Source organism: Halomonas sp. B23F22_20 (assembly GCF_043496985.1).
Classification (GTDB): Bacteria; Pseudomonadota; Gammaproteobacteria; order Pseudomonadales; family Halomonadaceae; genus Halomonas.
The window spans coordinates 50,406-70,791 of the sequence record NZ_JBIEKH010000012.1; the positions used below are offsets into that span (position 1 = coordinate 50,406).

A 20,386-nucleotide genomic window follows, 5' to 3' on the forward strand; every position below is an offset into this window, starting at 1 on the left:
CCCCAGGCTTGGACATTATTGCGGATTCTCCCGGCCAGCCGACGCCGGCGCGATGCGCATTCCCCCCACCCATCGCTCGCTGGCGACGTGCGCCAGCCAGTCGCGGCGCCCCTCGAGCAGCTCACATCCCAGCGCCGTCAGGCTGAGGCGACGATGGGGCCATTCGCGCTGGGTCTCGGCGATCTCCAGCGCCGGCCGTGGCGCCAAGATCAGCGGTTGGAGCAGCCACCAGAACATCAGGTCTCCCAGGTAGGGCAGCGGTTCACGCTCACGCATCAGGTGAGCGAAGGCCTGGCCGACCGCCAGCGGGCCGTGGTCACGCACGATTTCCAGGGTGAGCCGCTCGGTGAGGCCGAGGCCGCTGTTCCCCGCCGGCAGTTCCTGCAAGTGGCGCGCGAGCGCCCGCCCCATCATCGGCAAGGCCGGCGTGCCGGTGGCGACCAGCGCCTCCAGTGGCCCGGCATCCTCGGCCGTGAGCGCAGCCCAGGCCCGACTGCCAAGCTCGAGCAGCGGTGCCTCGATGGGCACTCGCCGACGCCACAGCCAGGCCAGCAGGTCCGGAGCGAGCTGTCCGATGCCGATGAAGCGCTCGACGCCAGGCACGGCATCCACTGCCACCAGCTCGAGCCTGGCCCTGGACGAACGCTCACCCAAGCGATGCAGCAGGTAGGCCAGCAGCAGTTGGTCGTAGCTGTCGTGCTCGAACCACAGCACGATGCGGGCGTAGCGTTCGAGATCATCCAGCGCCGAGTAGCTCTTGCGCAGGCGCGCAAGGGCATCGCGCTCGGCCATGCCCGAGACCTCCGCCAGGTAGCGTGCCCGCCGCCGCATCAGTTGCTCGGGGGGCAGGTCGTGCAACGGTCCCATGCAGAAGGGATCGGAGAACTCCAGGAAATCGCCTTCGAAGCCGGCGCTGCGCAGGCTGCGCTCGATGTCGGAACCGCAGCGGATGTGCAGGGTCGCCAGGTCGCGATCGCCGCGCTCGGCCATCAGACGGCGCGAGGCATCCAGCGATTCGATGTGGGACTTGAGCCTGGGCCAGCTGGGAAAACCGCACTCCCTGGCGATCACGAACTGGGCATCGGCGAGTCGCAAGGGCTCGGCTCGCGGCGGAAGATGCCTCAGCAGACGCGCCAGCGCCTCAGGATCATCGGCACGAACCGACTTCAGCAGCTCCTTAGCGCGCTTGCGTTGCTGCTCAAGGTTGAAACGGCCATGAGACCTGGCATCAGGCCGGGTTTGCGTGGTCATACGAGACCCTCCGAGTGCCTGTGTCCGCCGGACAGGCCGGGAATCGTATGGAATCTTCAGCAGTAAGCGATGGGCGCAGCCCTTTCCGCGGACGGGGACGCCTGTGCGGCGTGCCACAAGCCTCGCTCGGCGATGCGGACGTGTCAACGCCGGCGTGAAAAGCGGCGGGACGACCTCTCGCTGTGATCGCCCCGGCATCGGCAGGCGGACGCTACGGGCACTATATTAGGAGGCCATGTACCGCAACGCAGGGAGGACGCGCGTGCCATGTCATTGACCTTCAAGCCTCGCCCCCGCGGCGGCCGCTGGCCGGTGGCACTGGCCTGGCTGGCCGTCGTGTTGCTGGCCGTAGCGGCGCTGCTGATGGGCGGCGTGGGGCCGGCCTATCGCCTGGAGTGGCTGTCGCTCGGCGAGTCGTTCTCGCTGCTGCGTCGCGGCGCCCTGCTGAGCCTGGGCGCGGCCGGACTCGGCGTGATGGCCTTCCTGGTGGCTGGCCTGTGTCGACGCTGGAAGCCGGCCCTGGTCGGCATGCTGGTGATCGTCGCGGTGGTAGCGCTGGTGGCACAGCCCCTGCAACTGCGCGAGCTGGCCCGCAGCGTGCCGCCGATCCACGACATCACTACCGACCTGGCCAACCCGCCGGCCTTCGAGGCGCTGGCCGAGGCACGCCGGACCGCGCCCAATGCGCTCGCCTACCCGCGCGACTTCGCCGAGGCCCAGCGAGCCGGCTATCCGGACCTGAGGCCGCTCGATATCGCTCACCCACTCCCCGAGGTGCACGCCGCCGCCGAGGCTCTGGCCCGGGAACGCGGCTGGGAGAACGCGGCGGCCTCGGAGCAGCGGCTGGAAGCGGTGGCCACCACCCGCTGGTTCGGTTTCAAGGACGATATCGTGATTCGCCTGACGCCAACCGACGCAGGCACGAGGGTGGACATGCGTTCGGCCTCGCGCATTGGCAAGAGCGACCTTGGCACCAATGCGTCGCGTATCCAGAACTTCCTCGAAGCACTGACCGCTCGCCTTTCCTCCTGACGCCGCCGGACGACAACGATTCGTCATCAAATAGTGAACACGCTACCATCGTGGACCGGCTCACGCCGGGCTCATCGCCACTCACAGGGAGCATCCTTCATGGCGGCCACCTACCGCGCCCCGGGTCAGATCATCACCTCGCTGCTGGATACCGACTGGTACAAGCTCACCATGATGCAGGGGGTACACCACAAGTATCCCAATGCCAGCGTGGCCTGGGAGTTCCGCTGCCGCGACGCCGAAGACCTCGCTCCCTACCTCGACGAGATCCGCGCCCAGATCGACAGCCTCGCGGCGCTGTCGCTCAGCGAGACGGAGTCGGCCTACCTGGGCGACTTCGCCTACCTGTCGCCGGATTTCATCCGCTTCCTGGAGCTGTATCGCTTCCGCCCGGAGTACGTTGACCTGTACATGGAAGGCAGCGAGCTGTGCATCATCATCGACGGCCCCTGGACGCACAGCATCCTGTTCGAGATCGTGATCTTGGCTATCATCAGCGAAGTGCGTAACCACACGCTGAACCCCGAGGCGAGCGTCGACCAGGCCGTGGCGCGGCTGCGCGAGAAGATGGCCCGGCTGCGCCGCGACTATACGCCGGCCCAGCTGGCGGACTTCCGGCTGGCCGACTTCGGCACCCGGCGGCGGCTCTCCCAGCCGGTGCAGGAAGCCATCGTCGAGGTGCTGGCCGAGGAATTTCCCGGCCAGTTCGTCGGCACCAGCAACGTCGATATCGCGCGGCGCCATGGCTTGGCCCCCATGGGCACCATGGCCCACGAGTGGGTGATGGCCCACCAACAGCTCGGCAGCCGCCTGGTGGACAGTCAGCGCGCTGCCCTCGAGGCCTGGGTCCAGGAGTATCGCGGCCACCTCGGCGTCGCGCTGACCGACACCATCACCCTGGATGCCTTTCTGGCCGACTTCGACCTGTACTTCGCCAAGCTGTTCGACGGCCTGCGCCACGATAGCGGCGATCCCATGGTGTTCGCCGAGAAGTGCATCCACCATTACGAGACGCTGGGCATCGACCCGCGGGGCAAGACCCTGATCTTCAGCGATGCGCTGACCTTCGATTCGGCGATGGCGATCAAGACCACGCTGAACGGCCGCATCCGCACCAGCTTCGGGATCGGCACCAGCCTGACCTGCGACTTGCCCGGGGTACGACCGATGAACATCGTGATCAAGATGGTGGCCTGCAACGGCCAGCCGGTGGCCAAGATCTCCGATGCTCCAGGCAAGGCGACGACCCGCGACCCGGAATACGTGAACTATCTGAAGAGCGTGTTCGGGGTGCCGCCCGCTGCCTGAGGGCGGCTCCGGCGCCGGGAAATGGGCGAGACGCGAACCCTGGACCGAATGCGAATCGCACGCAAAGATAGTCTCAACCAGCTGAAAATAAAAGAAAAATTGACCAATCACCGGACGCACACTAGGATGCCTGCCAGACATTCTCGCCAGGGAAGGACACCATGCAAGGCAACCCGCAGATCATCGACGCCCTGAACGGCCTGCTCGCCGCCGAACTCGCCGCCATGGACCAGTACTTCGTGCACGCCGAGATGTACGCCGACATGGGGCTGAGCAAGCTCCACGAGCGCATCGACCACGAGTTCTACGACGAGAAGGGCCACGCCCAGAAGCTGATCGAGCGGATCCTGATGCTCGAGGGCAAGCCGGACATCCACACCCGCACCCCGGTGCGCATCGGCCAGGACGTGGAAGAGATGCTCACCAACGACCTGCAGCTGGAGTATGAGGTGGGCGACGCGCTCAAGGCCGCCATCGCCCTGTGCGAGCGCGAGCGCGACTTCAACACTCGCGCCATCCTGCTGCCGCTGCTCTCCGACACCGAGGAAGACCACGCCCACTGGCTGGAGCAGCAGCTGCGGCTGATCAAGCTGGTCGGCCGCGAGAACTACCTCGTCGCCCAGATGTAAACCGGGCGCCCCTACCCGCCTCACCTCGCGCCGTCCGGCCCTTCACGCCGCCGGCGCCCAGCACAGCGTGGTGCGCACCGCCCCCGCTCGGCTGGCCGAACAGGCCGAAGCCGAGTGGGTAGACGTGTGCAAGGAGGCCGAGATCGCCTGAGGCCGGATCCGATTCAGCCGGTGCCGCCCAGCCCGTAGCGATGGGTGGCGCGGCGCAGCCGCCAGATGGTGATCAGGTTGGTCACGAGTATCAGCGTCTCGGCGAGGGTGCCGCCGATGGAGCCGGCCAGCAGGTTGCTGATAATCCAGCAGAAGGCAGCCGCGGCCAGCACCGCGCGCATGGCGATGCCGCGCAGCATGAACATGCCATAGGTGCCCAGCAGCCCTGCCATCAGGGCTGGCACGTCGCGCGGGCCGCTCCAGGTCAGCGCGGCAATTACCAGGGTCGCGACCAGCACCGCTGCCATGATGCCGACGTGGCCCGGATAGCGGCGCACCAGGGCGATGCGCAGCACGATCAGCGCCGAGATTCCTGCCGCCACCCAGCTCTGGAACAGCGCAAACTGGAGGGCAAAAGCCACGTTGGCGACCAGCAGCAGCCCGAACAGCCGCTGGTCGCGTTGGCTGGCGAAGCCGATCACGCACAGCGCCAGCGCCACCAGGCTCACGCCTTGCCCCAACAGCTCTCTCAGGCCGATGTCGTCCATTGACGGCTCCGATAGTGGAAATGGCACGACAGGTTAGCATGCCGCCGACTCGGCCATGGCTCCGAGTCCGGTGGGAACGATCTTCAATCTTCAGATCGCAAAAGTAGGGTGCCTACCCAGACAGGCGCTGCCCGGGCTATCAATCCCTCGCGCAGCGAGCTGCGCTCCCACGAACACCTGATCAGTGGCACGCAATCGCTATAGGACCGCCCTTGCGCGATGATGTCTCTCAGGGCCTGCAGCCCCGAGTCGTGAGGTGTCGCCCATGACCCAGATGGAGCGACGCTGCGAACGCTACGGCCCCCGCTAGCGACTATGGGTCACCCTCACGGTGAAGCAGGGGCTGGTGGAACGTGGCACGTCGATCACCATCGTCAACGTGGCGATTCCCTACATCTAGGGCGCCCAGGCCCCTCGCCCATGAACAAGCCATGTTGCCTGACACATCCGCACGCAATCCCTGGGCATCCTGCCTTCAGTTCGCGCTTTGCCTTCAGTTCATGTCAGAGGGGCCGATAGTCGACACAGTGCCATCGTTCAGTGACCGGTCGACCGTGCCGACACGGCAAGACGAAACTCCTCCTGCCAGGCCATGACTTGGGCATTCGAGCCCTCGGGGAAACGCCCCAGTTCGACCGCCAACTCGAAGAATCCCACCCGTGGCAGCCCTTCGCCCTGCCGGCCGACCACCAGGGCCGCGAGAAAGGGGCGCTTGGCCCGGGCGTCCTCGCGCATCAGCGCCTCCAGCGCCAGGGCCACGCGGCGGATGGTACGCGGTGGCGTGAGCTCGAGGGCCTCGGCGAGCTGCTGGTAGGTCAGCGGCAACGCGGTCTCGGGGGCGCTCTCGAGCAGGTGGCGGACGCGCCGGGTCAGTTCTTCGTCGGCGAGGGTGTCAGTCATGCGAGCTCCTGGGAAAACGGTTGGGCGCCGATGATGCCGACAAGGCGCCAGGACGTCGAGGGCACGCCAAATACTTGTACAGAAATAGTACAAAAACGATACTTAGCAACGAAACACATCTATCTGCCATCCCTTTCCCCTGCCTGGGCCGAGAGATGGCACATCGCCGGGGAACCACCATGGCACACTGTGCACGGGTCACGGGCCACTGCCGTCGCTGCGAGGGAGCGCTGCCCTTCGACTTCACCATGGCCTTTCAGCCCATCGTCGACGTCAACCGTCGACACATCCACGCCTATGAAGCGTTGGTGCGCGGCGCCAGTGGAGAGCCGGCGGGCCAGGTGCTGGACAGCATCACCGATGCCGAGCTCTACCGTTTTGATCAGGCCTGTCGGGTCAAGGCCATCGAGCAGGCCAGTCGGCTAGGCATGCGGGAGTCCCTGTCGATCAACTTCCTGCCCAACGCGGTCTACGAGCCCGAGGCCTGCCTCGAGGCCACCCTCGAGGTCTCGCAGCGAGTCGGATGGCCGCCGGAGAGGCTGATCTTCGAGATCGTCGAGTCGGAGCACGTCAGCGACCGCGATCATCTGATGGCCATCATCACCGCCTACCGCCGACACGGGTTCCGGGTCGCCCTGGACGACTTCGGCACCGGCTACGCCAACCTGGACATGCTGGCCGACCTGCACCCGGACAAGCTCAAGCTGGATCGCCGGCTGGTGGCGGACTGCGACCGGGACCCGCGCCGCCAGGCGCTGATCGAGGCCACCGTCGTGATGGCGTGCCGGCTCGGGCTGACCCTGATCGCCGAGGGCGTGGAAACCGCGGCGGAGGGCCGCTGGCTACTCGAGACCGGCATCGGGCTTCAGCAGGGCTACTATTTCGCCCGGCCGGCACTGGATGCCCTGGCAACGGTCCCGGACGAACGCTTCGAGGCGATCCACGCCGCCCCCCTGCCAAGAAGGGGGGCCGCATGCCGCTGACCTTGACCGGGCCCGACGACATTCCCCGACTGATCCGAGCGGCACCGATCGGCATCTCCATCACCGATGCCGCGGGCCGCTACGAGATGGTCAATCCCGCCTACTGCGACTTCTACGGCTATACGGAACAGGAACTACTGGGCCAGCCCTTCACCATGATGGTGCCGAGTGAGCAGCGTCGGCGACTGCTCGAGATGCACCAGCGGCTGATCCGCGGTGAGGAGGATCTGGCGCGACGCCAGGAGTGGGAGGTGAGACGCAAGAACGGTGAGCGGCGCACGGTCATCGCCGAGGCGGCGCGCATCTTCGACAACACCGGCGAGGCGAAGAAGGTCACCTTCGTCACCGACATCACCGAGCGCAAGGCCCTGGAACGCCGGCTCGACTACCTAGCCCGCCACGACGAGCTCACCGGTCTGCTCAACCGACGCGCCGGACTGGCCCGCCTGGAAGAAGAGCTGGAACGACACCGCCGACTCGGCGGGGCGCTGTGCGTGGCCATCTGCGACCTGGACCATTTCAAGCAGGTCAACGACCGGCACGGTCACGCGGTGGGCGACGAGGCCCTGCAGGGCGCCGCCGACGTGTTGCTGCGTGGCTTGCGCCACTATGACGTGCTGGCCCGCCTGGGCGGAGAGGAGTTCCTGGTGATTCTGCCCGGAGTGACCCGGCCGGGTGCCGAAACCAGTCTGGAACGACTGCGCTGCAAGCTGTCGGCGACGCCGTTGGCCAGGCCGAGGCTCCACCTGACCTTCTCGGCCGGTGTTGCGGCATTGGCCGGCAACGAAGAAGCCAGCCATGCCCTGCTGGAACGCGCCGACCGGGCGCTGTATCGCGCCAAGGCCTCAGGGCGTAACTGCATCCGGGCAGCCCAGAACGACTGAACCAACCTTGCGCCGCTCAGCTCAGCGCCTCGGCGATCTCGCGCTCGCCGTCCAGCAGGAGGAACTCGCGGCCCGACAGGTCATCGGCCTGCACCAGGTGCAGCAACGCCTCGGCCACGTTGGCCCGGGACACGGTGTTCTCGCCCCCGGTCTCGGCCAGCGAGGTCGCGACGCGGCGGGTGGCGGGCTCATCGATCAGCCGCCCCGGCTTGAGAATCGTCCAGGGCATGCCGGAGGCCTTGAGATAGGCGTCGGCGGCCAGCTTGGCAGCCATATAAGGACGTAGCTTCTCGGGCGCCGCCTGGGGATTCTCGGCACGCAGGGCGCTGACCATCACGAAGCGCCGCAGTACCCGCTCGGCCGCCAGGTCAACGGCCCGCATGGCACCGTAGAGGTCGATCAGCAGCGTCTTGTCGGGGCCAGTATGCGGCCCGGAGCCGGCGGTGAACACCAGCTGATCGCAGCCCTCGAAGGCATGGGCGAAGTCGCCTTCCAGGTCGGCGACAACGCTGGGAATGCCACGCTCCTCGAACCAGGCACGCTGGGCCTCGCCTCGCACCATGGCCTTGATGGGCTCCCCGGCCGCCTGGGCAAGTTCGCAGAATTGCCGGCCGATCTGGCCGTTGGCACCGATCACCAGTGTCGTCATGAGTTCTCCTCGTGGGAATGGCTGCCTTCACTGCATGCGGGCCGGCAGCCCGAAGTTCAAGGGCACCAGCCGCGATGCGCGGTTCAGCGCGCCCCCGCCGGCACCGGTAACGGGCTGGCCCCACGCGCTGCGGTGGCGTAACCTGCCACGTCATTTCGCCAACCCCATGATGAAGGAGCGGCGCCTTGCACCCCGAGGACCTGCAACGCCTGGTCACCCTGCGCATGCCCTTCGGCAAGCACGCGGGTACCCTGATCGCCGACCTGCCCGGCCCCTACTTGGCGTGGTTCGCCCGCGAGGGCTTCCCCGAGGGCCAGATCGGCCGGCTGCTGGCGCTGATGCACGAGATCGATCACAACGGTCTCAATGAGCTCCTCGAGCCGCTCCGGCATCAAGACTGAACGTCGACCGACGAGGTGATCATGCTGCGCATCTCCAACACCGTGGAGCTCCCCGATCACGAGCTCGAGATCCACCAGATCCGCGCCCAGGGCTCTGGCGGCCAGAATGTCAACAAGGTCGCCTCGGCGGTGCACCTTCGCTTCGACATCCGCGCCTCAAGCCTGCCGGAGTTCTACAAGGAGCGCCTGATGGCGCTCTCCGACCAGCGCATCAGCAAGGACGGGGTGGTGGTCATCAAGGCCCAGTCCCACCGCGCTCTGGAGCTGAACAAGGAAGAAGCGCTGGGCCGGCTGCGCGAGCTGATCCGCCAGGCCATCCGGCAGCGCAAGACCCGCAAGCCGACCCGGCCCACCAAGGGCTCCCAGCGTCGCCGGGTCGACAAGAAGGTGAAGAAAGGCAAGACCAAGGCGCTGCGCGGCAAGGTCAAGCCCTGAGCGACTCGGGTCCTGGCCGGCCCTGGAATTCGGCCGTGAGGGCCACGCCGGCTCAGCGGAAGGTGTCGCAGACCGCGGTCTGCGCCGAGGGATCGTGTTGCTCGGTATGGGTCACCGGGCCGCCGGTGGGCTCGATGGCCACGCTCCACTGGTGGTCGTGCTGCATGTCGTCACAGTTGCCGGCGGTGCCGCCACCGAAGTTGGAATCGATCCAGTAGTGCACGGCGTAGTCGCCGCCTTCCATCAGCACCCCGGGGAAGGTGAACGAGAAGCTTGGATCGGCTTCGGCGGAGACCTCACCGGTCTTCACTGCGATGGTGTCGCCATTGGCGGCATCCACCAGCGCCGCCTGCAGGGCCTGGCCGCCGTGGGGGCCGTGGAAGCTGGCATCGCCCTGAAAGGTCAGGTCCTGTCCTTCGCTGGCGAGCGCCGCACCGGCGAGCAGCAGCGTCAGCGATAGGCCCAGACCGAGCCGAGTGGTGAAAAGCGGTGTGCGGTTCATGCGATGTCTCCTCTAGCGGATCATGATCTGCGATGCGTACCTGCAGCGTAGCGTCTGTCACCGGCCAATGCCGTGGCCCCGTCAGCTCCTCAGCCAGCCTGCAGGATCACTCTGTCACGGGGCCAGCGTACCTTCTTGAGCCCGGCGAGCCAGTCGGTGTCTCCATCGCGGTAACCCAACGCCACCACCACGACACTGGAGAGCCCTTGCTCCCGTAGCCCCAGCACCTCATCCAGGGCGACCGGATCGAAGCCTTCCATGGGCGTGGCATCGACCCGCTCCAGGGCGGCCGCGGCCAACACCATGCCCATGGCCAGGTAGGCCTGCTTGGCAGCCCAGTGGCGCCGGGCCTCCGGGCTCTCGAAACCGTTAACCACGCCCTTCAGGGTAGCGCGATAGCCGTCGAGGCTGGATTCCTCGACTTCCCGCTCTCGCGCCATCAGACGAATCAGGTCATCGACCTCACCATCGCCGGTGGCCTGCCAGGTGGCGAATACCAACAGGTGTGAGCATTCGGCGATCTGGGGCTGGTCGAAAGCGGCAGGCCGGCAGCGCTCACGCAGCGACGGGTCGTCGACGACCACCACCGAGTATGGCTGAAGGCCGTAGGAGGACGGCGACAAGTGGGCCGCATCGAGGATGCGCGCCAGGGCGGCCTCGGGAACGCGCTGACCGTTCATGCGCTTGGCGGCATAGCGCCACTGCAGGGCCGCTTGGAGGGTGGTCGGGGTCAGGGACATGTCATTTCTCCGCTGTGATGGGACGTTATGCATTTCGGGATTGGGCTGGCGTGGTCGCCTCAGCAGGGCGATCGGCCGGCCCGCGTTGAAAAATCAGGGTGCCGACAATGACCAGTGCGGCGGCCGGCAGCAGGTTGGGCGGCGTTGATTCGCCCAGCGCCAGCACGGCGAAGGCGGTACCCATTACCGCGGCGACGGTACCGATCTGGCTCAGGTACACCGGGCCGGCCAGCCGCTGCAGGATGAAGAAGAACAGGTAGAGCACGGTGAAGATGCCGACCTCCACCAGCAGCAATCCCAGTGCCCGAGGCGCGGCGAACAGCTCGCCGATTCGCCCGGGCTCCATCGCCAGGCTGAACGGCAGCAGGGTCAGGGCGGCGCCGATCAGCACCAGGGCGGTCAGGAAAGCCACCGGCACGCCCTGGGGCCAGCGCAGGGTGCGATAGATGTTGCCTGCGGCCAGGGTCAGCGGCATCAGCAGGATCAACAGCGACCAGCCGAGGGAGCCTTCACTACCACCGGCTTTGGACAGCGCCAGCACGATACCGCCGGCCAGCCCCAGCGACACGCCGCCCAGGCGGCTCCAGCGCAGGGGCTCGAGGCGCAGCACCACGGCCAGCACCCAGGTCGCCAGGATCGGAAAGGCGAAGCTCAGCGAGATGAAGCCGGCGCCGACGTGGCGCACCGCCAGGAAGCCGAGGGCATTGGGCAAGGCCAGCAGACTCCCGGCCACGAGGGCGTACTCGAGGATGCGGCGGTCGAGTCGCCAATCGGCACGGCGTCGCAGCGACAACATCAGCAGGCCGGCGCTCGCACCGAGCAGCGACGCCATCAGGAAGGTCAGTCGCGGCAGGTTCGCCGTGTCGGCGACCTTGGCCACGCTCAGCGACATCGCCAGCAAGGTCCCCACCAGCAGCAGGCAGCCCAGGGCCTTCAGCCCGGTGCGCTGATCGCGCTTGTGTCCCACGGTCGGCTTCGTCATCCTTACACTCCTATAGTTCGCCATCGTGTATCACGATGAAAAGAATCTTAGTGTAAAGATAAATAGGTAGCAAGAGCCATGAACCGAGTCAGTGTGGCCATCGACCAGTGGCGCCAGGAAATTCCCGAACTGGATCTGTTGCCCATGGAGCTGACGGCGCGGCTGAACACCGTCAGCCGACACGTCAGCGCCCAGTATTTGGAGCCCTTCTTCCAGCAACGTGGCGTGCAGCCAAGGGAGTTCGACGTGCTGGCGACGCTGCGCCGGGCGGGCGAGCCCTACGCGCTGACCCCGACACAGCTGTTCGAAGTGCTGATGATGTCTTCCGGGGGCATGACCAACCAGCTGGACCGCCTGCAGAAGGCCGGACTGATCGAACGCCGGCCCAATCCGGCGGACCGTCGCAGCATGCTGGTCAGCCTGACCGACGCGGGCCTGGCGCTGGTGAACGAGACCATCCCGCAGCACGTGGAGAACGAGGCGCGTGCCTTTGCACCGCTGAGTCGCGAAGAGCAGCAGACCCTCAATGCCCTGCTCGCCAAGCTGATGGACCATCTCGAGACGGAGTGAGCCCTCGGCGCAGCTCCGCCAGGCGAGCGACCATGTAGCACAGCGGCGGCTGCGGCACTGCCGCCTGCGCCTCGGCGAAGCCCAGGCGGCGGTAGAGACGCCGGGCCGGGTTATCGGGAAACACCCACAGCGAGCAGGTCTCGACGCCCAGAGCCTCCCCCCCGCGCGATGCCAAGCGTCGGATCAGCTCGCCGCCCAGCCCCCGCCCCCGGGCGTGGGGCGCGACGGCGAGCCGCATCAGATGGCAACGCCCCCAGCGCTCGGCGTACTGGCCGACGCCCAGCAATTCCCCCGCGTCGCCCAGCAGGCCGAAGCTCGCCAATTCGTCGAACCCCAGGTCTTCTCGAAAGCCTTGCGCCGTGAAGGGGTAACGAAAGGCCGGGCCACCCCAGCGCCGACAGCTGTCGGCGTCGGGAAACCAGTCCCGCAGGGTAGCCAACTGTTGCCTCTCGAGCGGTCGCAGATCGTGAGTCTTCTGATTCATTATGGCTTATATTCCATCATGTTATTCGCGACCCGCACCTCGCCGGCAGGAAGCCTGACCGGGCAGGGATAAATAAAACGATCGTTTGCATTTCTGCAGAGAGCGGCTAGACTCGTTTTCGAACAGCGTTTCCAAACCCCAGCACCCCTCCATGGAAAGGAGAACCTCACCGTGTCATCCACCGCCCGCCCATGCCAACGCGAGGTCACCCCATGACCACCGATGCGCTGCTGGTCCAGGTCCTGCTCTACGTCTTCTTGCCGCTCTGGGGCATCGCCGGCTTCGTCGACTGGTGCTGCCACCGTGCGACCCGCATCGAGGCCACCTCAGGGCTCAAGGAATCGCTGGTCCACTCGCTGATGGGCCTTCAGGTCGGCATTCCGATCCTTCTGTGCCTGCTCTTCGAAGTCAACGTGCTGGTGCTGCTGATCTGCCTGGCGGCCTGGGTGCTGCACGAGCTGGTCGCCCACTGGGATGTGCACTATGCCGCCCCGCGCCGGCACATCAGCATCTGGGAGATGCATGCCCACAACTACCTGGCCAGCCTGCCGCTCTACATGCTGGCGCTGATCGCGGTGATCAACGGCCCGACGGTGGCGGACCTGCTGACCCTGGACTGGGCCGGCCAACTGTCACTGGTACCGCTGGAAACCCCTCACGGCGGCGCCGGCTACTTGCCCGGCTATCTCACCTTCATGGCGGTGCTGGCGGTGTTCCCCTACGCGGAGGAGAACCTGCGCTGCCTGGTCTATGCCCTGAAGCGCGGGAGGTCGGCATGAGTGTCTATATCACCAGCACCGGCCACCATCTGCCCGGCGAGGCGGTGGACAACGACCGCATCGAGCAGGTGCTGGGCCTGGTCCATGGTAAGCCCAGCCGGCTCAAGCGTCGCATCCTCGAGGCCAACGGCATCCGCACGCGCCACTACGCCATCGACGCCGCACATCGCACCACCATCAGCAACGGCGAGATGGCCGCCCTGGCCGGCCGCGACTGCCTGGACCAGGGCTACGTTCCCGACGCCCGCCTCGACATGCTCAGCGTGGCCACCAGCCAGGGCGACCTGGTACTGCCGGGCTTCGGCAGCATGGTCCAGGCCGAGCTGGGCCTGCCAAGCCTGGAGCTGCACACCAGCCACGGCATCTGCTCGAGCAGCATGATGGCGCTGAAAGCGGCCTACACGGCTATCCGCGCCGGCGAGCACGGCAACGCCCTGGTGGTCGCCAGCGAGCTGGCCTCGAGGCTGTTCAAGGCCAGCCGTTTCGAAGCCGCCGGCGCCACGCCGGACTTCAACGCCGAGTTCCTGCGCTGGATGCTCTCCGACGGCGCCGGCGCCCTGCTGCTGGAGGACCGGCCGCGCGGCCTGAGTTTCCGCATCGACTGGATCCGCGGCGTGTCCCACGCCGACGCCTTCCCGGTGTGCATGAGCGTGGGCCGGGCCAACGGTCAGGGGCGCCACCCGAGTTGGCAGGACTACCCCACCTACGCCGAGGCCGAGGCCGACGGCGCGCTGCTGATCCGCCAGGACGTGCGACTGCTCGACCATCTGGTGAAGCTCGGCGTCGACGGCCTGCTGCGGCTGATCGACGAGGGCCGGGTGAGGGTCGACGAGGTCGACCACCTGCTGTGCCACTATTCGTCGCACCACTTCCGCGGCCAGATCTACGACATGCTCACCCAGGCCGGCGCCGCCATTCCCGAGGAGAAGTGGTACACCAACCTCTACACCCGCGGTAATACCGGCTGCGCCTCGCTGTTCATCATGCTCGACGAGTTCCGCCGCACCCACGAGCTCGCCGAGGGCGAAACCCTGCTGTGCTTCGTGCCCGAGAGCGGGCGCTTCAACAACGTCTATATGCATCTCACCGTGGTCAGGGAGGCCACCTCATGAGCGACAAGGTCACCACCCCCGAGGGCCAGGCCTGCCTGCAGGGCCTGATGCGCGTCTGGTTCGACTTCGAGCGCCAGCTTGGCCGGGTGCCGATCCTCCAGCGCCTGGAACGCGACCGCTTCACCGACGAGGACTATCGCCGCCTACTGTGCCACCTGCGTCAGCAGGTGATCGAGGGCGCGCGCTGGATCACCCGCGGTGCCTCGAGCTTCGAGCGCGACTTCGCCGACGTGCGCTCGATGGTCATCGAGCATGCCCGGGAAGAACACCGCGACTACGAGATGCTGGAAGCCGACTACGTGGCGGCCGGCGGCGAGCGTTCAGTGATCGTCGCAGCCGAGCGCAATGCCGGCAGCGAGGCACTCCACGCCTTCATGATGTATCGCGCCGGCCAGCCCAACCCCGTCGACCTGATCGGCGCCATGTGGATCATCGAGGGGCTCGGCCACAAGATGGCCGACGACTGGGCCCGGCGCATCGATGCAGCCCTGGGCGGCGACGGCAGCGCCACGCGCTTCATGCGCTATCACGGCGCCAACGACGACGCCCACCTGGACAAGCTCTACGCGCTGCTCGACCGGGTCTGCCGCGGCGAGGCCGAGCGACGTGCCATCCTGCGCACCGCCCGGGTGGTGGCGCGGCTGTATGCCCTGCAGCTCGAGGAGATCGACCATGAGCCGGCGTAGCCCCTTCCTGCGCGCCCTCGAGGCCGACGACACCCTACCCATCGAGCGCGAGGCGCTGACGCTGTGGCTCAACGATCTGGAACGCCCCACCCGCTGGTCGTTGCGCCCGCTGCTGCAGCTGGTGCTGGGCGCGCTGCTGCATCTGACCTGGTTCTTCAAGCGCCTACCGCTGCCCCAGTTCCGCGCTCACGGCCTGCTGCAGCGGCTGATCTGCTGGTTCTGCCGCCACGTGGTCAGCCCCGAGGCCAACCTGCTGATCCTGCGACACTACGCCACCGAGTCCAACGTGATCAACTTCCTGATCGACAACGGCGCTGCCGGGAAAGTCGAGCCGCTGACGCTGTATCCCCAACGCATCGAGGACATGCTGACGGCGAGCTTCGTCGACCACGATCAGGAGCTGTTTCGCGCCTTCGCCGAACTCGGCGAGCATGGCCAGGATACCCAGCCTCGGCCCCCGGAGGCGCTGCACTGGGACCACTGGCGGCCGCTGGACATGGGTGAATTCACGCTCGAACGCCGACGCACCCAGGTGCTCGACTTCGAGAGCGCCCATGTGCTGTTCATGTGCCTGTTCTGCCTGCTGCTGACCCGCGAGGAGTACCGCGACGCCATCAACGGCTTCAACCTCGACCAGTCGATCGCCCTGCGCATCGGCCGGATAATCGACGACCCGAGCCTCGCCGAACTGGCCTACAACAAGTATCCGCACTATCTGGTCGGGCCCTGGAACCTCAGCCAGCGCTTCCTGATGCACGGCTTCTTCACCGAGCACCTCTACGCCCGCCTGGAGCGCCTGCGCCGAGAGGCCACCTCGGCGTGACTTTCCGGGGGGGCTGAGTACTATGACCGGGTGCGCCACGCACCATGACTTGAAAAAATCGCAGGGAACAGGACTATGCTGTCGTCAACTCATCGCAGGGCCGCCCTCGTGGCCCTTCCACTTCTGTGTTTCAGTGTCGGCGTCCAGGCTCTGGACTGGGAGGCGACTCCCACCTACGGCACCGTGAACCTCAACTCAGGCTTCCAGCCCGATCCCTACGTGACCGCGCTCTCCGCTGGCGGCAGCCGCTCGGCCGGCGAGGCCGGTGCCAACTGCAGCGGCTACGTCAGCGACAAGCCCGACCTGGATCTCAACTACGAGGCCGGACAGTACACCCTGAGCATCTACGCCGAGGCCCAGGAAGACATCACCCTGGTAGTCTACGACGCCGCGGGCAACTGGCACTGCAACGACGACTTCTCCACGGCGGCCGGCACCAACCCGGGGATCAAGTGGAGCAACCCGCCCTCGGGCAACTACAACATCTGGATCGGCACCTACGCCTCGGGCGGCCTGCCGGAAGCGACCCTCTACATCTCCGAGGCCGATCCCTCCTGGGGCAGCGGCGGCGGCACGTCCGCCAGGAGCGACGACACCGGCATCGAATGGGGCGACAACACCAGCCAGTGGGCCAACGACGGCGAGTGCGACGATCCGCGCTTCGACGGGCCGGGCGTGCACTCGATCAACCTGGACGAAGACCGCTATCACGATGCCAACGACTGCCGCTCACTGCATGAACAGGGGCAGATCTACCTGAAATAGCCCTCGGCGCACGACGCCAGAGCACCCCGTTCCGACCTGGCGCCGACCATTCGATCGGCGCCATCCTTTCCCCCGCTAGTGGTGACGTTTTACCCGCCAGATCCGCCAAGCCAGCACGGCGATCACCAGGATGGCCAGCGGCGCGAAGATCGCCGTCGCCCGCCATGGGGCGATCGGCATGCCCAGCGCCTCGAGGCTGTCCAGCGCCAACTTGATCAGGCTGAAGATGTAGTAGCTGATGACGATGATCGACAGGCCCTCTACGGCCTTCTGGATCTTCAACTGGCTGCTGGTGCGCTCGTTGAGGCTGCGCAGCATCTCGACGTTCTGTTCCTCGATCTCTACCTGGGCACGAGTCCGCAGCAAGTCGTTGAGGCGCGCCACATTCTCGGCCAGCCGCTCCTGGCGGCGATCCACCGCAGCACAGTAGCGTACCGTGGGCTGGAAACGGCGCATCAGAAAGATGCCCAGCCGCTGGCAGTCGCCGACCCGTGTCTCGCGCAGTTCCTCGACGCGGGCAAAGACGATCCGCGCATAGGCCTCAGTGGCGGCGAAGCGGTGGCGGCTGCGCGCCCCGCTGCGCTCGAGCCTGGCCGAGAGCGAGGCGATTGCCGCCAGCAGGGGGCGCGGCCCCTCGGGGCGATCCTCGGCGTTGCGGTCAGAGAGCTCGCCCAGCTCCGCCTCGAAGGCCGCCAGCTCGATGCCCAACGTCTTGGCCTGGGGCAGCGCCAGCGAGGCCATCATGCGATAGGTCTCTATCTCCAGCAGCCGCCGGGCGATACGTCCAAGGCGGAAGTCGTTGAGGGCACGATTGACGATCAGCAGTCGGTTGACGCCGCTCTCATCGAGACGGAAATCGCTCCAGGCCGTGGCATCGCCGCCGGCGACCCGCGAGCCGGCGGGATCGCGAAAGCCATAGTGGGCGGTGTCACCGGCCCAACTGGCCTCGGTCTCGATCCGGATCAGGGTGGCATTGATCAGCGCCTCGTGATGGGTCTCGGCGATCTCCGCCAGCCGGGGCGGCGGCGCGGGCCATAGCTGGCCGCCGTCGGCGATCGGCACCATCAGCGTCAGGGTGAAGAACTCGGTGTGGCGTTCCCACTTCAGCACTTGGCCGCCGTCGAGGGTCAGGATGCCCTGGACGGCATCGGGCGCCGGGGAGGTACCGGTCAGCTCGCACAGCCGATGGACGATGCCGTCGCAGACGCCGTCGGTGTCGAGAAAGGCGTAGTGGTGAAGGTGGGCCGGCCCGGCGAAGTAGATCGACGGCCGGGCATGCAGCTCGTTGTGCAGTTGTTCGCGCTGGGGATGCATGGTCAGGGGCTTGATAAGAGTGGAAGCCCTCGAGACTACGGGGCCTGACGGCGGCGTCCACCCTGCAGCGCCGCATGAGAAACCGCCGAACGACCGGAGCTCGAGGCCATAACTCGGTGAAATCATGGGGTTAGAACATGACATCGGGGCCGACGCAGCGTGAGAGCCACTCACGCTGCGTCACTATGCCCTACCCCGGAGTCACGGTCACAGCCATTTAACGCGCCGGAACCACCATAGCAGGCCGCCGCCGATCGCCAGCATCACGCCCATTACGATGAAGTAACCGTAGCGGTAGGCCAGCTCCGGCATGTGGCTGAAGTTCATGCCATAGATGCCGGCGATGAAGGTCAACGGCACGAAGATGGCGGTAATCACCGTCAGCACCCGCATGGTCTGGTTGAGCTGGTGCGACGACAGCGACAGGTAGCCGTCGATCAGGTCGCCGCAGATGTCGTAGTACATCTGGGTCAGGCTGTGCAGGCGTTCGAAGCGCTCATGCACGTCGTTGATGGCGTGCAGTGTTTCCTCGTTGCCACGCGGCAGGTGGGCATAATCGTAGGCGGTAAGCTCCTGGGTGATGCCCAGGTGATAGTTGAATACCCGGCGCATCTTCACCAGCCGGGAGCGATAGCCGATCACCCGGCGCATCAGGGCATCGCTGCCGTCCTCGATCAGGGCATCCTCCAGGTCGCTCAGCTCGTTCTCGAAGGCCAGCAAGCTATCCAGGTAGTAACCGGCGGAGGCGTACATGACCCGCAGCGCCACGTATTCCGGCGAGCGTGCCAGCAGGTGGCCGGCATCCTGGGCCATCAGCCGATCGATGCTCAACGCCAGCCCCGGATGCAGGCTGATCAGGAAACGTTCACCGAGGAAGAAGGCGATTCGCTGGGGCTGGTAGGAGAGATCGGCATCGAAGGAAGAGATGCCGCGATAGAGGATCAAGGTATGGTCCTCGAACTCCTCGATCTTGGGCGGGTGGCGGTCGCGGTGGGCATCATCGATGGCCAGCGGATGGCAACCGAAGGCTTCAAGCAGGGCCCGCTCAGCTTCCAGGGGTTCTCCCTGCAAGTCGATCCAGATGCGGCTTTCCGGCTCAGCCCGCCAGCGCTCGATCAGCGACTCGTCGCCTTGGTCGAGACGACCCGCGGCATCCACCAGCAGCGTGCGTATCATCGAGTGGTCATCCTGTACCGGGACAATGGAACGCATCATGCGGCAAAGCTCACCGCCTTGCCCACCCCCTAGCCAATGGAGACAACATGACCGACACATCACGGCAACCCGGCGAAGTCTTCCGCGCCTTCCTGCTGCTGGGCCTGAGCGCCTTCGGCGGGCCCATCGCCCATCTGGGCTACTTCCGCCAAGAGTTCGTGGCCCGGCGCCGCTGGCTCGACGAGCATGCCTATGCCGACCTGGTGGCGCTGTGCCAGTTCCTGCCGGGGCCGGCCAGCAGTCAGGTGGGCTTCGCCCTCGGGCTGATGCGCGCCGGCCCCCTAGGCGGCCTGGCCGCCTGGACGGCCTTCACCCTGCCCTCGGCGCTGCTGCTGATGGGCTTTGCGCTGGGGGCAGCGAGCCTGACGGGCCCGCTCGGCAGCGGGCTGCTGCACGGCCTCAAGGTCGTGGCGGTAGCGATCGTCGCCCATGCTGTGTGGGGCATGGCTCGGACCCTATGCCCCGATCGCACCCGGGCCACGATCGCCGTGGGCGCCGCCCTGCTGGTGACCGCCACCAGCGGCGCGGGCAGCCAGGTGATGGCCATTGCCCTCGGAGGACTCATCGGGCTGGCCGCCTGTCGAGAGGCCAGCCGCGCGTCGCCCACGATGCTGGACTTCGGCCTCTCGCGACGCACAGGGATAGCGTGTCTGGCAGTTTTCACCCTGCTGCTGCTGGGGCTTCCGCTGCTGGCGATGGCCGGCGCCGGCCAGGGCGTGGCGCTGTTCGATGCTTTCTATCGCGCGGGCGCGCTGGTATTCGGCGGCGGCCACGTGGTATTGCCGCTGCTGGAGGCCGAAGTCGTGCGCACCGGCTGGGTGAGCGCCGATGACTTCCTGGCCGGCTACGGGGCGGCCCAAGCAGTTCCGGGGCCATTGTTCACCTTCGCCGCCTATCTGGGCATGACGACGGCTGGTGTAGTGGGGGCGCTGCTGGCCCTGATGGCCATCTTCCTGCCGGGCCTGCTGCTGGTAGTGGGCATCGTGCCATTCTGGAACCAGTTGCGGGCTCGGCCCGCGGTCCAGGCGCTGATGCGCGGCGCCAATGCCGCCGTGGTGGGCCTGCTCGCGGCGACGCTGTATCAGCCTGTGTGGACGAGCGCCATCCTGGGTCCGGCAGAGTTCGCCCTGGCACTGGCGGGCTTCGCCTTGCTGTCGGTGTGGCAGCGGCCGGCCTGGACGGTAGTGTTGGTCTGCGGCCTGGGCGGCATGCTGCTGAGCCTGCCCTCGACACCCTGACGCCGT

Annotated in this window: 24 protein-coding genes; 14 read left to right on the forward strand and 10 right to left on the reverse strand. The window is 66.7% G+C overall.

Features of this window, described 5'->3' with window-relative positions:
• Positions 1-15 precede the first annotated feature (15 nt).
• Complete coding sequence (locus ACGTN6_RS11590; protein ID WP_394591691.1) at positions 16-1,251, reverse strand: DUF1835 domain-containing protein; 1,236 nt, start codon at positions 1,249-1,251, stop codon at positions 16-18.
• Between the two features lie 267 nt (positions 1,252-1,518).
• On the opposite strand from ACGTN6_RS11590, the gene ACGTN6_RS11595 reads away from it, so the two are divergent.
• The 3 genes from ACGTN6_RS11595 to bfr all read left to right on the forward strand — a co-directional run bounded on the left by ACGTN6_RS11595 (position 1,519) and on the right by bfr (position 4,220).
• Positions 1,519-2,283, forward strand: a complete 765-nt coding sequence (locus ACGTN6_RS11595; RefSeq protein WP_394591692.1) for a DUF1499 domain-containing protein — start codon at positions 1,519-1,521, stop codon at positions 2,281-2,283.
• Positions 2,284-2,382: 99 nt separating this feature from the next.
• Entirely contained in the window at positions 2,383-3,591 is a 1,209-nt protein-coding gene (pncB, locus tag ACGTN6_RS11600) for a nicotinate phosphoribosyltransferase (protein ID WP_394591693.1), read from the forward strand.
• A gap of 161 nt (positions 3,592-3,752) precedes the next feature.
• The gene (gene bfr / locus ACGTN6_RS11605; RefSeq protein ID WP_394591694.1) at positions 3,753-4,220 is read left to right on the forward strand and encodes a bacterioferritin; all 468 of its coding nucleotides are present in this window, start codon (positions 3,753-3,755) and stop codon (positions 4,218-4,220) included.
• A gap of 164 nt (positions 4,221-4,384) precedes the next feature.
• Here bfr and ACGTN6_RS11610 read toward each other — a convergent pair whose 3' ends face one another.
• Positions 4,385-4,918, reverse strand: a complete 534-nt coding sequence (locus ACGTN6_RS11610; RefSeq protein WP_394591695.1) for a YgjV family protein — start codon at positions 4,916-4,918, stop codon at positions 4,385-4,387.
• A gap of 537 nt (positions 4,919-5,455) precedes the next feature.
• The gene (locus ACGTN6_RS11615) at positions 5,456-5,818 is read right to left on the reverse strand and encodes a hypothetical protein (RefSeq protein ID WP_394591696.1); all 363 of its coding nucleotides are present in this window, start codon (positions 5,816-5,818) and stop codon (positions 5,456-5,458) included.
• 179 nt (positions 5,819-5,997) lie between these two features.
• Here ACGTN6_RS11615 and ACGTN6_RS11620 point away from each other — a divergent pair, with 179 nt between their 5' ends.
• Both ACGTN6_RS11620 and ACGTN6_RS11625 read left to right on the forward strand, forming a co-directional pair.
• Entirely contained in the window at positions 5,998-6,801 is an 804-nt protein-coding gene (locus ACGTN6_RS11620) for an EAL domain-containing protein (RefSeq protein ID WP_394591697.1), read from the forward strand.
• Positions 6,792-7,685 carry a sensor domain-containing diguanylate cyclase gene (locus ACGTN6_RS11625; protein WP_394591698.1) on the forward strand — a complete coding sequence of 298 codons (894 nt, stop codon included), beginning with the start codon at positions 6,792-6,794 and terminating at the stop codon, positions 7,683-7,685. The genes ACGTN6_RS11620 and ACGTN6_RS11625 overlap by 10 nt, the downstream gene beginning before the upstream one ends.
• Positions 7,686-7,701: 16 nt before the next feature.
• Here ACGTN6_RS11625 and ACGTN6_RS11630 read toward each other — a convergent pair whose 3' ends face one another.
• A complete protein-coding gene (locus tag ACGTN6_RS11630) occupies positions 7,702-8,334 on the reverse strand; it encodes an SDR family oxidoreductase (RefSeq protein WP_394591699.1) in 633 nt (210 codons plus the stop codon).
• A gap of 185 nt (positions 8,335-8,519) precedes the next feature.
• Between ACGTN6_RS11630 and ACGTN6_RS11635 the strand changes: the two genes are divergently transcribed.
• Positions 8,520-8,735, forward strand: coding sequence for a DUF3820 family protein (locus ACGTN6_RS11635; protein ID WP_394591700.1), 216 nt, complete (start codon positions 8,520-8,522; stop codon positions 8,733-8,735).
• Positions 8,736-8,756: 21 nt separating this feature from the next.
• Positions 8,757-9,170 (forward strand): alternative ribosome rescue aminoacyl-tRNA hydrolase ArfB, encoded by a 414-nt coding sequence (gene arfB, locus ACGTN6_RS11640; RefSeq protein WP_394591701.1) that lies wholly within the window; start codon positions 8,757-8,759, stop codon positions 9,168-9,170.
• A 52-nt stretch (positions 9,171-9,222) separates the two neighbouring features.
• On the opposite strand, the gene ACGTN6_RS11645 is transcribed toward arfB, so the two are convergent.
• The 3 genes from ACGTN6_RS11645 to ACGTN6_RS11655 all read right to left on the reverse strand — a co-directional run bounded on the left by ACGTN6_RS11645 (position 9,223) and on the right by ACGTN6_RS11655 (position 11,394).
• Positions 9,223-9,672 (reverse strand): hypothetical protein, encoded by a 450-nt coding sequence (locus ACGTN6_RS11645; RefSeq protein WP_394591702.1) that lies wholly within the window; start codon positions 9,670-9,672, stop codon positions 9,223-9,225.
• Between the two features lie 89 nt (positions 9,673-9,761).
• Complete coding sequence (locus tag ACGTN6_RS11650) at positions 9,762-10,412, reverse strand: NAD(P)H-dependent oxidoreductase (protein WP_394591703.1); 651 nt, start codon at positions 10,410-10,412, stop codon at positions 9,762-9,764.
• Between the two features lie 25 nt (positions 10,413-10,437).
• Entirely contained in the window at positions 10,438-11,394 is a 957-nt protein-coding gene (locus ACGTN6_RS11655) for a DMT family transporter (protein ID WP_394591704.1), read from the reverse strand.
• 78 nt (positions 11,395-11,472) lie between these two features.
• On the opposite strand from ACGTN6_RS11655, the gene ACGTN6_RS11660 reads away from it, so the two are divergent.
• Complete coding sequence (locus tag ACGTN6_RS11660) at positions 11,473-11,964, forward strand: MarR family winged helix-turn-helix transcriptional regulator (RefSeq protein WP_394591705.1); 492 nt, start codon at positions 11,473-11,475, stop codon at positions 11,962-11,964.
• Here the strand turns inward: ACGTN6_RS11660 and ACGTN6_RS11665 are convergent.
• Positions 11,918-12,448 carry a GNAT family N-acetyltransferase gene (locus tag ACGTN6_RS11665; protein ID WP_394591706.1) on the reverse strand — a complete coding sequence of 177 codons (531 nt, stop codon included), beginning with the start codon at positions 12,446-12,448 and terminating at the stop codon, positions 11,918-11,920. The genes ACGTN6_RS11660 and ACGTN6_RS11665 overlap by 47 nt on opposite strands.
• 212 nt (positions 12,449-12,660) lie before the next feature.
• On the opposite strand from ACGTN6_RS11665, the gene ACGTN6_RS11670 reads away from it, so the two are divergent.
• The 5 genes from ACGTN6_RS11670 (at position 12,661) to ACGTN6_RS11690 (ending at position 16,613) form a co-directional block, all read left to right on the forward strand.
• The gene (locus tag ACGTN6_RS11670; RefSeq protein WP_394591707.1) at positions 12,661-13,227 is read left to right on the forward strand and encodes a diguanylate cyclase; all 567 of its coding nucleotides are present in this window, start codon (positions 12,661-12,663) and stop codon (positions 13,225-13,227) included.
• Positions 13,224-14,339, forward strand: coding sequence for a beta-ketoacyl-ACP synthase III (locus tag ACGTN6_RS11675; protein ID WP_394591708.1), 1,116 nt, complete (start codon positions 13,224-13,226; stop codon positions 14,337-14,339). The genes ACGTN6_RS11670 and ACGTN6_RS11675 overlap by 4 nt, the downstream gene beginning before the upstream one ends.
• A complete protein-coding gene (locus ACGTN6_RS11680) occupies positions 14,336-15,025 on the forward strand; it encodes a hypothetical protein (RefSeq protein ID WP_394591709.1) in 690 nt (229 codons plus the stop codon). Before ACGTN6_RS11675 ends, ACGTN6_RS11680 begins: the two co-directional genes overlap by 4 nt.
• Entirely contained in the window at positions 15,012-15,848 is an 837-nt protein-coding gene (locus tag ACGTN6_RS11685; RefSeq protein WP_394591710.1) for a DUF6999 family protein, read from the forward strand. The genes ACGTN6_RS11680 and ACGTN6_RS11685 overlap by 14 nt, the downstream gene beginning before the upstream one ends.
• A 108-nt stretch (positions 15,849-15,956) precedes the next feature.
• On the forward strand, positions 15,957-16,613 hold the full coding sequence (locus ACGTN6_RS11690) for a hypothetical protein (RefSeq protein WP_394591711.1): 657 nt from the start codon (positions 15,957-15,959) through the stop codon (positions 16,611-16,613).
• A 75-nt stretch (positions 16,614-16,688) separates the two neighbouring features.
• Here ACGTN6_RS11690 and ACGTN6_RS11695 read toward each other — a convergent pair whose 3' ends face one another.
• Positions 16,689-17,927, reverse strand: a complete 1,239-nt coding sequence (locus ACGTN6_RS11695; RefSeq protein ID WP_394591712.1) for a DUF3422 domain-containing protein — start codon at positions 17,925-17,927, stop codon at positions 16,689-16,691.
• A gap of 207 nt (positions 17,928-18,134) precedes the next feature.
• Positions 18,135-19,103, reverse strand: coding sequence for a magnesium transporter CorA family protein (locus ACGTN6_RS11700; protein ID WP_394591713.1), 969 nt, complete (start codon positions 19,101-19,103; stop codon positions 18,135-18,137).
• An 86-nt stretch (positions 19,104-19,189) separates the two neighbouring features.
• On the opposite strand from ACGTN6_RS11700, the gene chrA reads away from it, so the two are divergent.
• Positions 19,190-20,380: a chromate efflux transporter gene (gene chrA, locus ACGTN6_RS11705; protein WP_394591714.1), complete on the forward strand. Its 1,191-nt coding sequence runs from the start codon at positions 19,190-19,192 to the stop codon at positions 20,378-20,380.
• The last annotated feature ends 6 nt before the right edge of the window (positions 20,381-20,386 follow it).

Coding starts and splice junctions, on each gene's coding strand:
- ACGTN6_RS11665 (WP_394591706.1), bottom strand. CDS start 12,448: ATGAATCAGAAGACTCACGATCTGCGACCGCTCGAGAGGCAACAGTTG.
- bfr (WP_394591694.1), top strand. CDS start 3,753: ATGCAAGGCAACCCGCAGATCATCGACGCCCTGAACGGCCTGCTCGCC.
- ACGTN6_RS11610 (WP_394591695.1), bottom strand. CDS start 4,918: ATGGACGACATCGGCCTGAGAGAGCTGTTGGGGCAAGGCGTGAGCCTG.
- ACGTN6_RS11620 (WP_394591697.1), top strand. CDS start 5,998: ATGGCACACTGTGCACGGGTCACGGGCCACTGCCGTCGCTGCGAGGGA.
- ACGTN6_RS11695 (WP_394591712.1), bottom strand. CDS start 17,927: ATGCATCCCCAGCGCGAACAACTGCACAACGAGCTGCATGCCCGGCCG.
- ACGTN6_RS11660 (WP_394591705.1), top strand. CDS start 11,473: ATGAACCGAGTCAGTGTGGCCATCGACCAGTGGCGCCAGGAAATTCCC.
- ACGTN6_RS11700 (WP_394591713.1), bottom strand. CDS start 19,103: ATGATACGCACGCTGCTGGTGGATGCCGCGGGTCGTCTCGACCAAGGC.
- ACGTN6_RS11650 (WP_394591703.1), bottom strand. CDS start 10,412: ATGTCCCTGACCCCGACCACCCTCCAAGCGGCCCTGCAGTGGCGCTAT.
- ACGTN6_RS11615 (WP_394591696.1), bottom strand. CDS start 5,818: ATGACTGACACCCTCGCCGACGAAGAACTGACCCGGCGCGTCCGCCAC.
- ACGTN6_RS11655 (WP_394591704.1), bottom strand. CDS start 11,394: ATGACGAAGCCGACCGTGGGACACAAGCGCGATCAGCGCACCGGGCTG.
- ACGTN6_RS11675 (WP_394591708.1), top strand. CDS start 13,224: ATGAGTGTCTATATCACCAGCACCGGCCACCATCTGCCCGGCGAGGCG.
- ACGTN6_RS11630 (WP_394591699.1), bottom strand. CDS start 8,334: ATGACGACACTGGTGATCGGTGCCAACGGCCAGATCGGCCGGCAATTC.
- ACGTN6_RS11595 (WP_394591692.1), top strand. CDS start 1,519: ATGTCATTGACCTTCAAGCCTCGCCCCCGCGGCGGCCGCTGGCCGGTG.
- chrA (WP_394591714.1), top strand. CDS start 19,190: ATGACCGACACATCACGGCAACCCGGCGAAGTCTTCCGCGCCTTCCTG.
- ACGTN6_RS11625 (WP_394591698.1), top strand. CDS start 6,792: ATGCCGCTGACCTTGACCGGGCCCGACGACATTCCCCGACTGATCCGA.
- ACGTN6_RS11590 (WP_394591691.1), bottom strand. CDS start 1,251: ATGACCACGCAAACCCGGCCTGATGCCAGGTCTCATGGCCGTTTCAAC.
- ACGTN6_RS11680 (WP_394591709.1), top strand. CDS start 14,336: ATGAGCGACAAGGTCACCACCCCCGAGGGCCAGGCCTGCCTGCAGGGC.
- ACGTN6_RS11670 (WP_394591707.1), top strand. CDS start 12,661: ATGACCACCGATGCGCTGCTGGTCCAGGTCCTGCTCTACGTCTTCTTG.
- arfB (WP_394591701.1), top strand. CDS start 8,757: ATGCTGCGCATCTCCAACACCGTGGAGCTCCCCGATCACGAGCTCGAG.
- ACGTN6_RS11685 (WP_394591710.1), top strand. CDS start 15,012: ATGAGCCGGCGTAGCCCCTTCCTGCGCGCCCTCGAGGCCGACGACACC.
- pncB (WP_394591693.1), top strand. CDS start 2,383: ATGGCGGCCACCTACCGCGCCCCGGGTCAGATCATCACCTCGCTGCTG.
- ACGTN6_RS11645 (WP_394591702.1), bottom strand. CDS start 9,672: ATGAACCGCACACCGCTTTTCACCACTCGGCTCGGTCTGGGCCTATCG.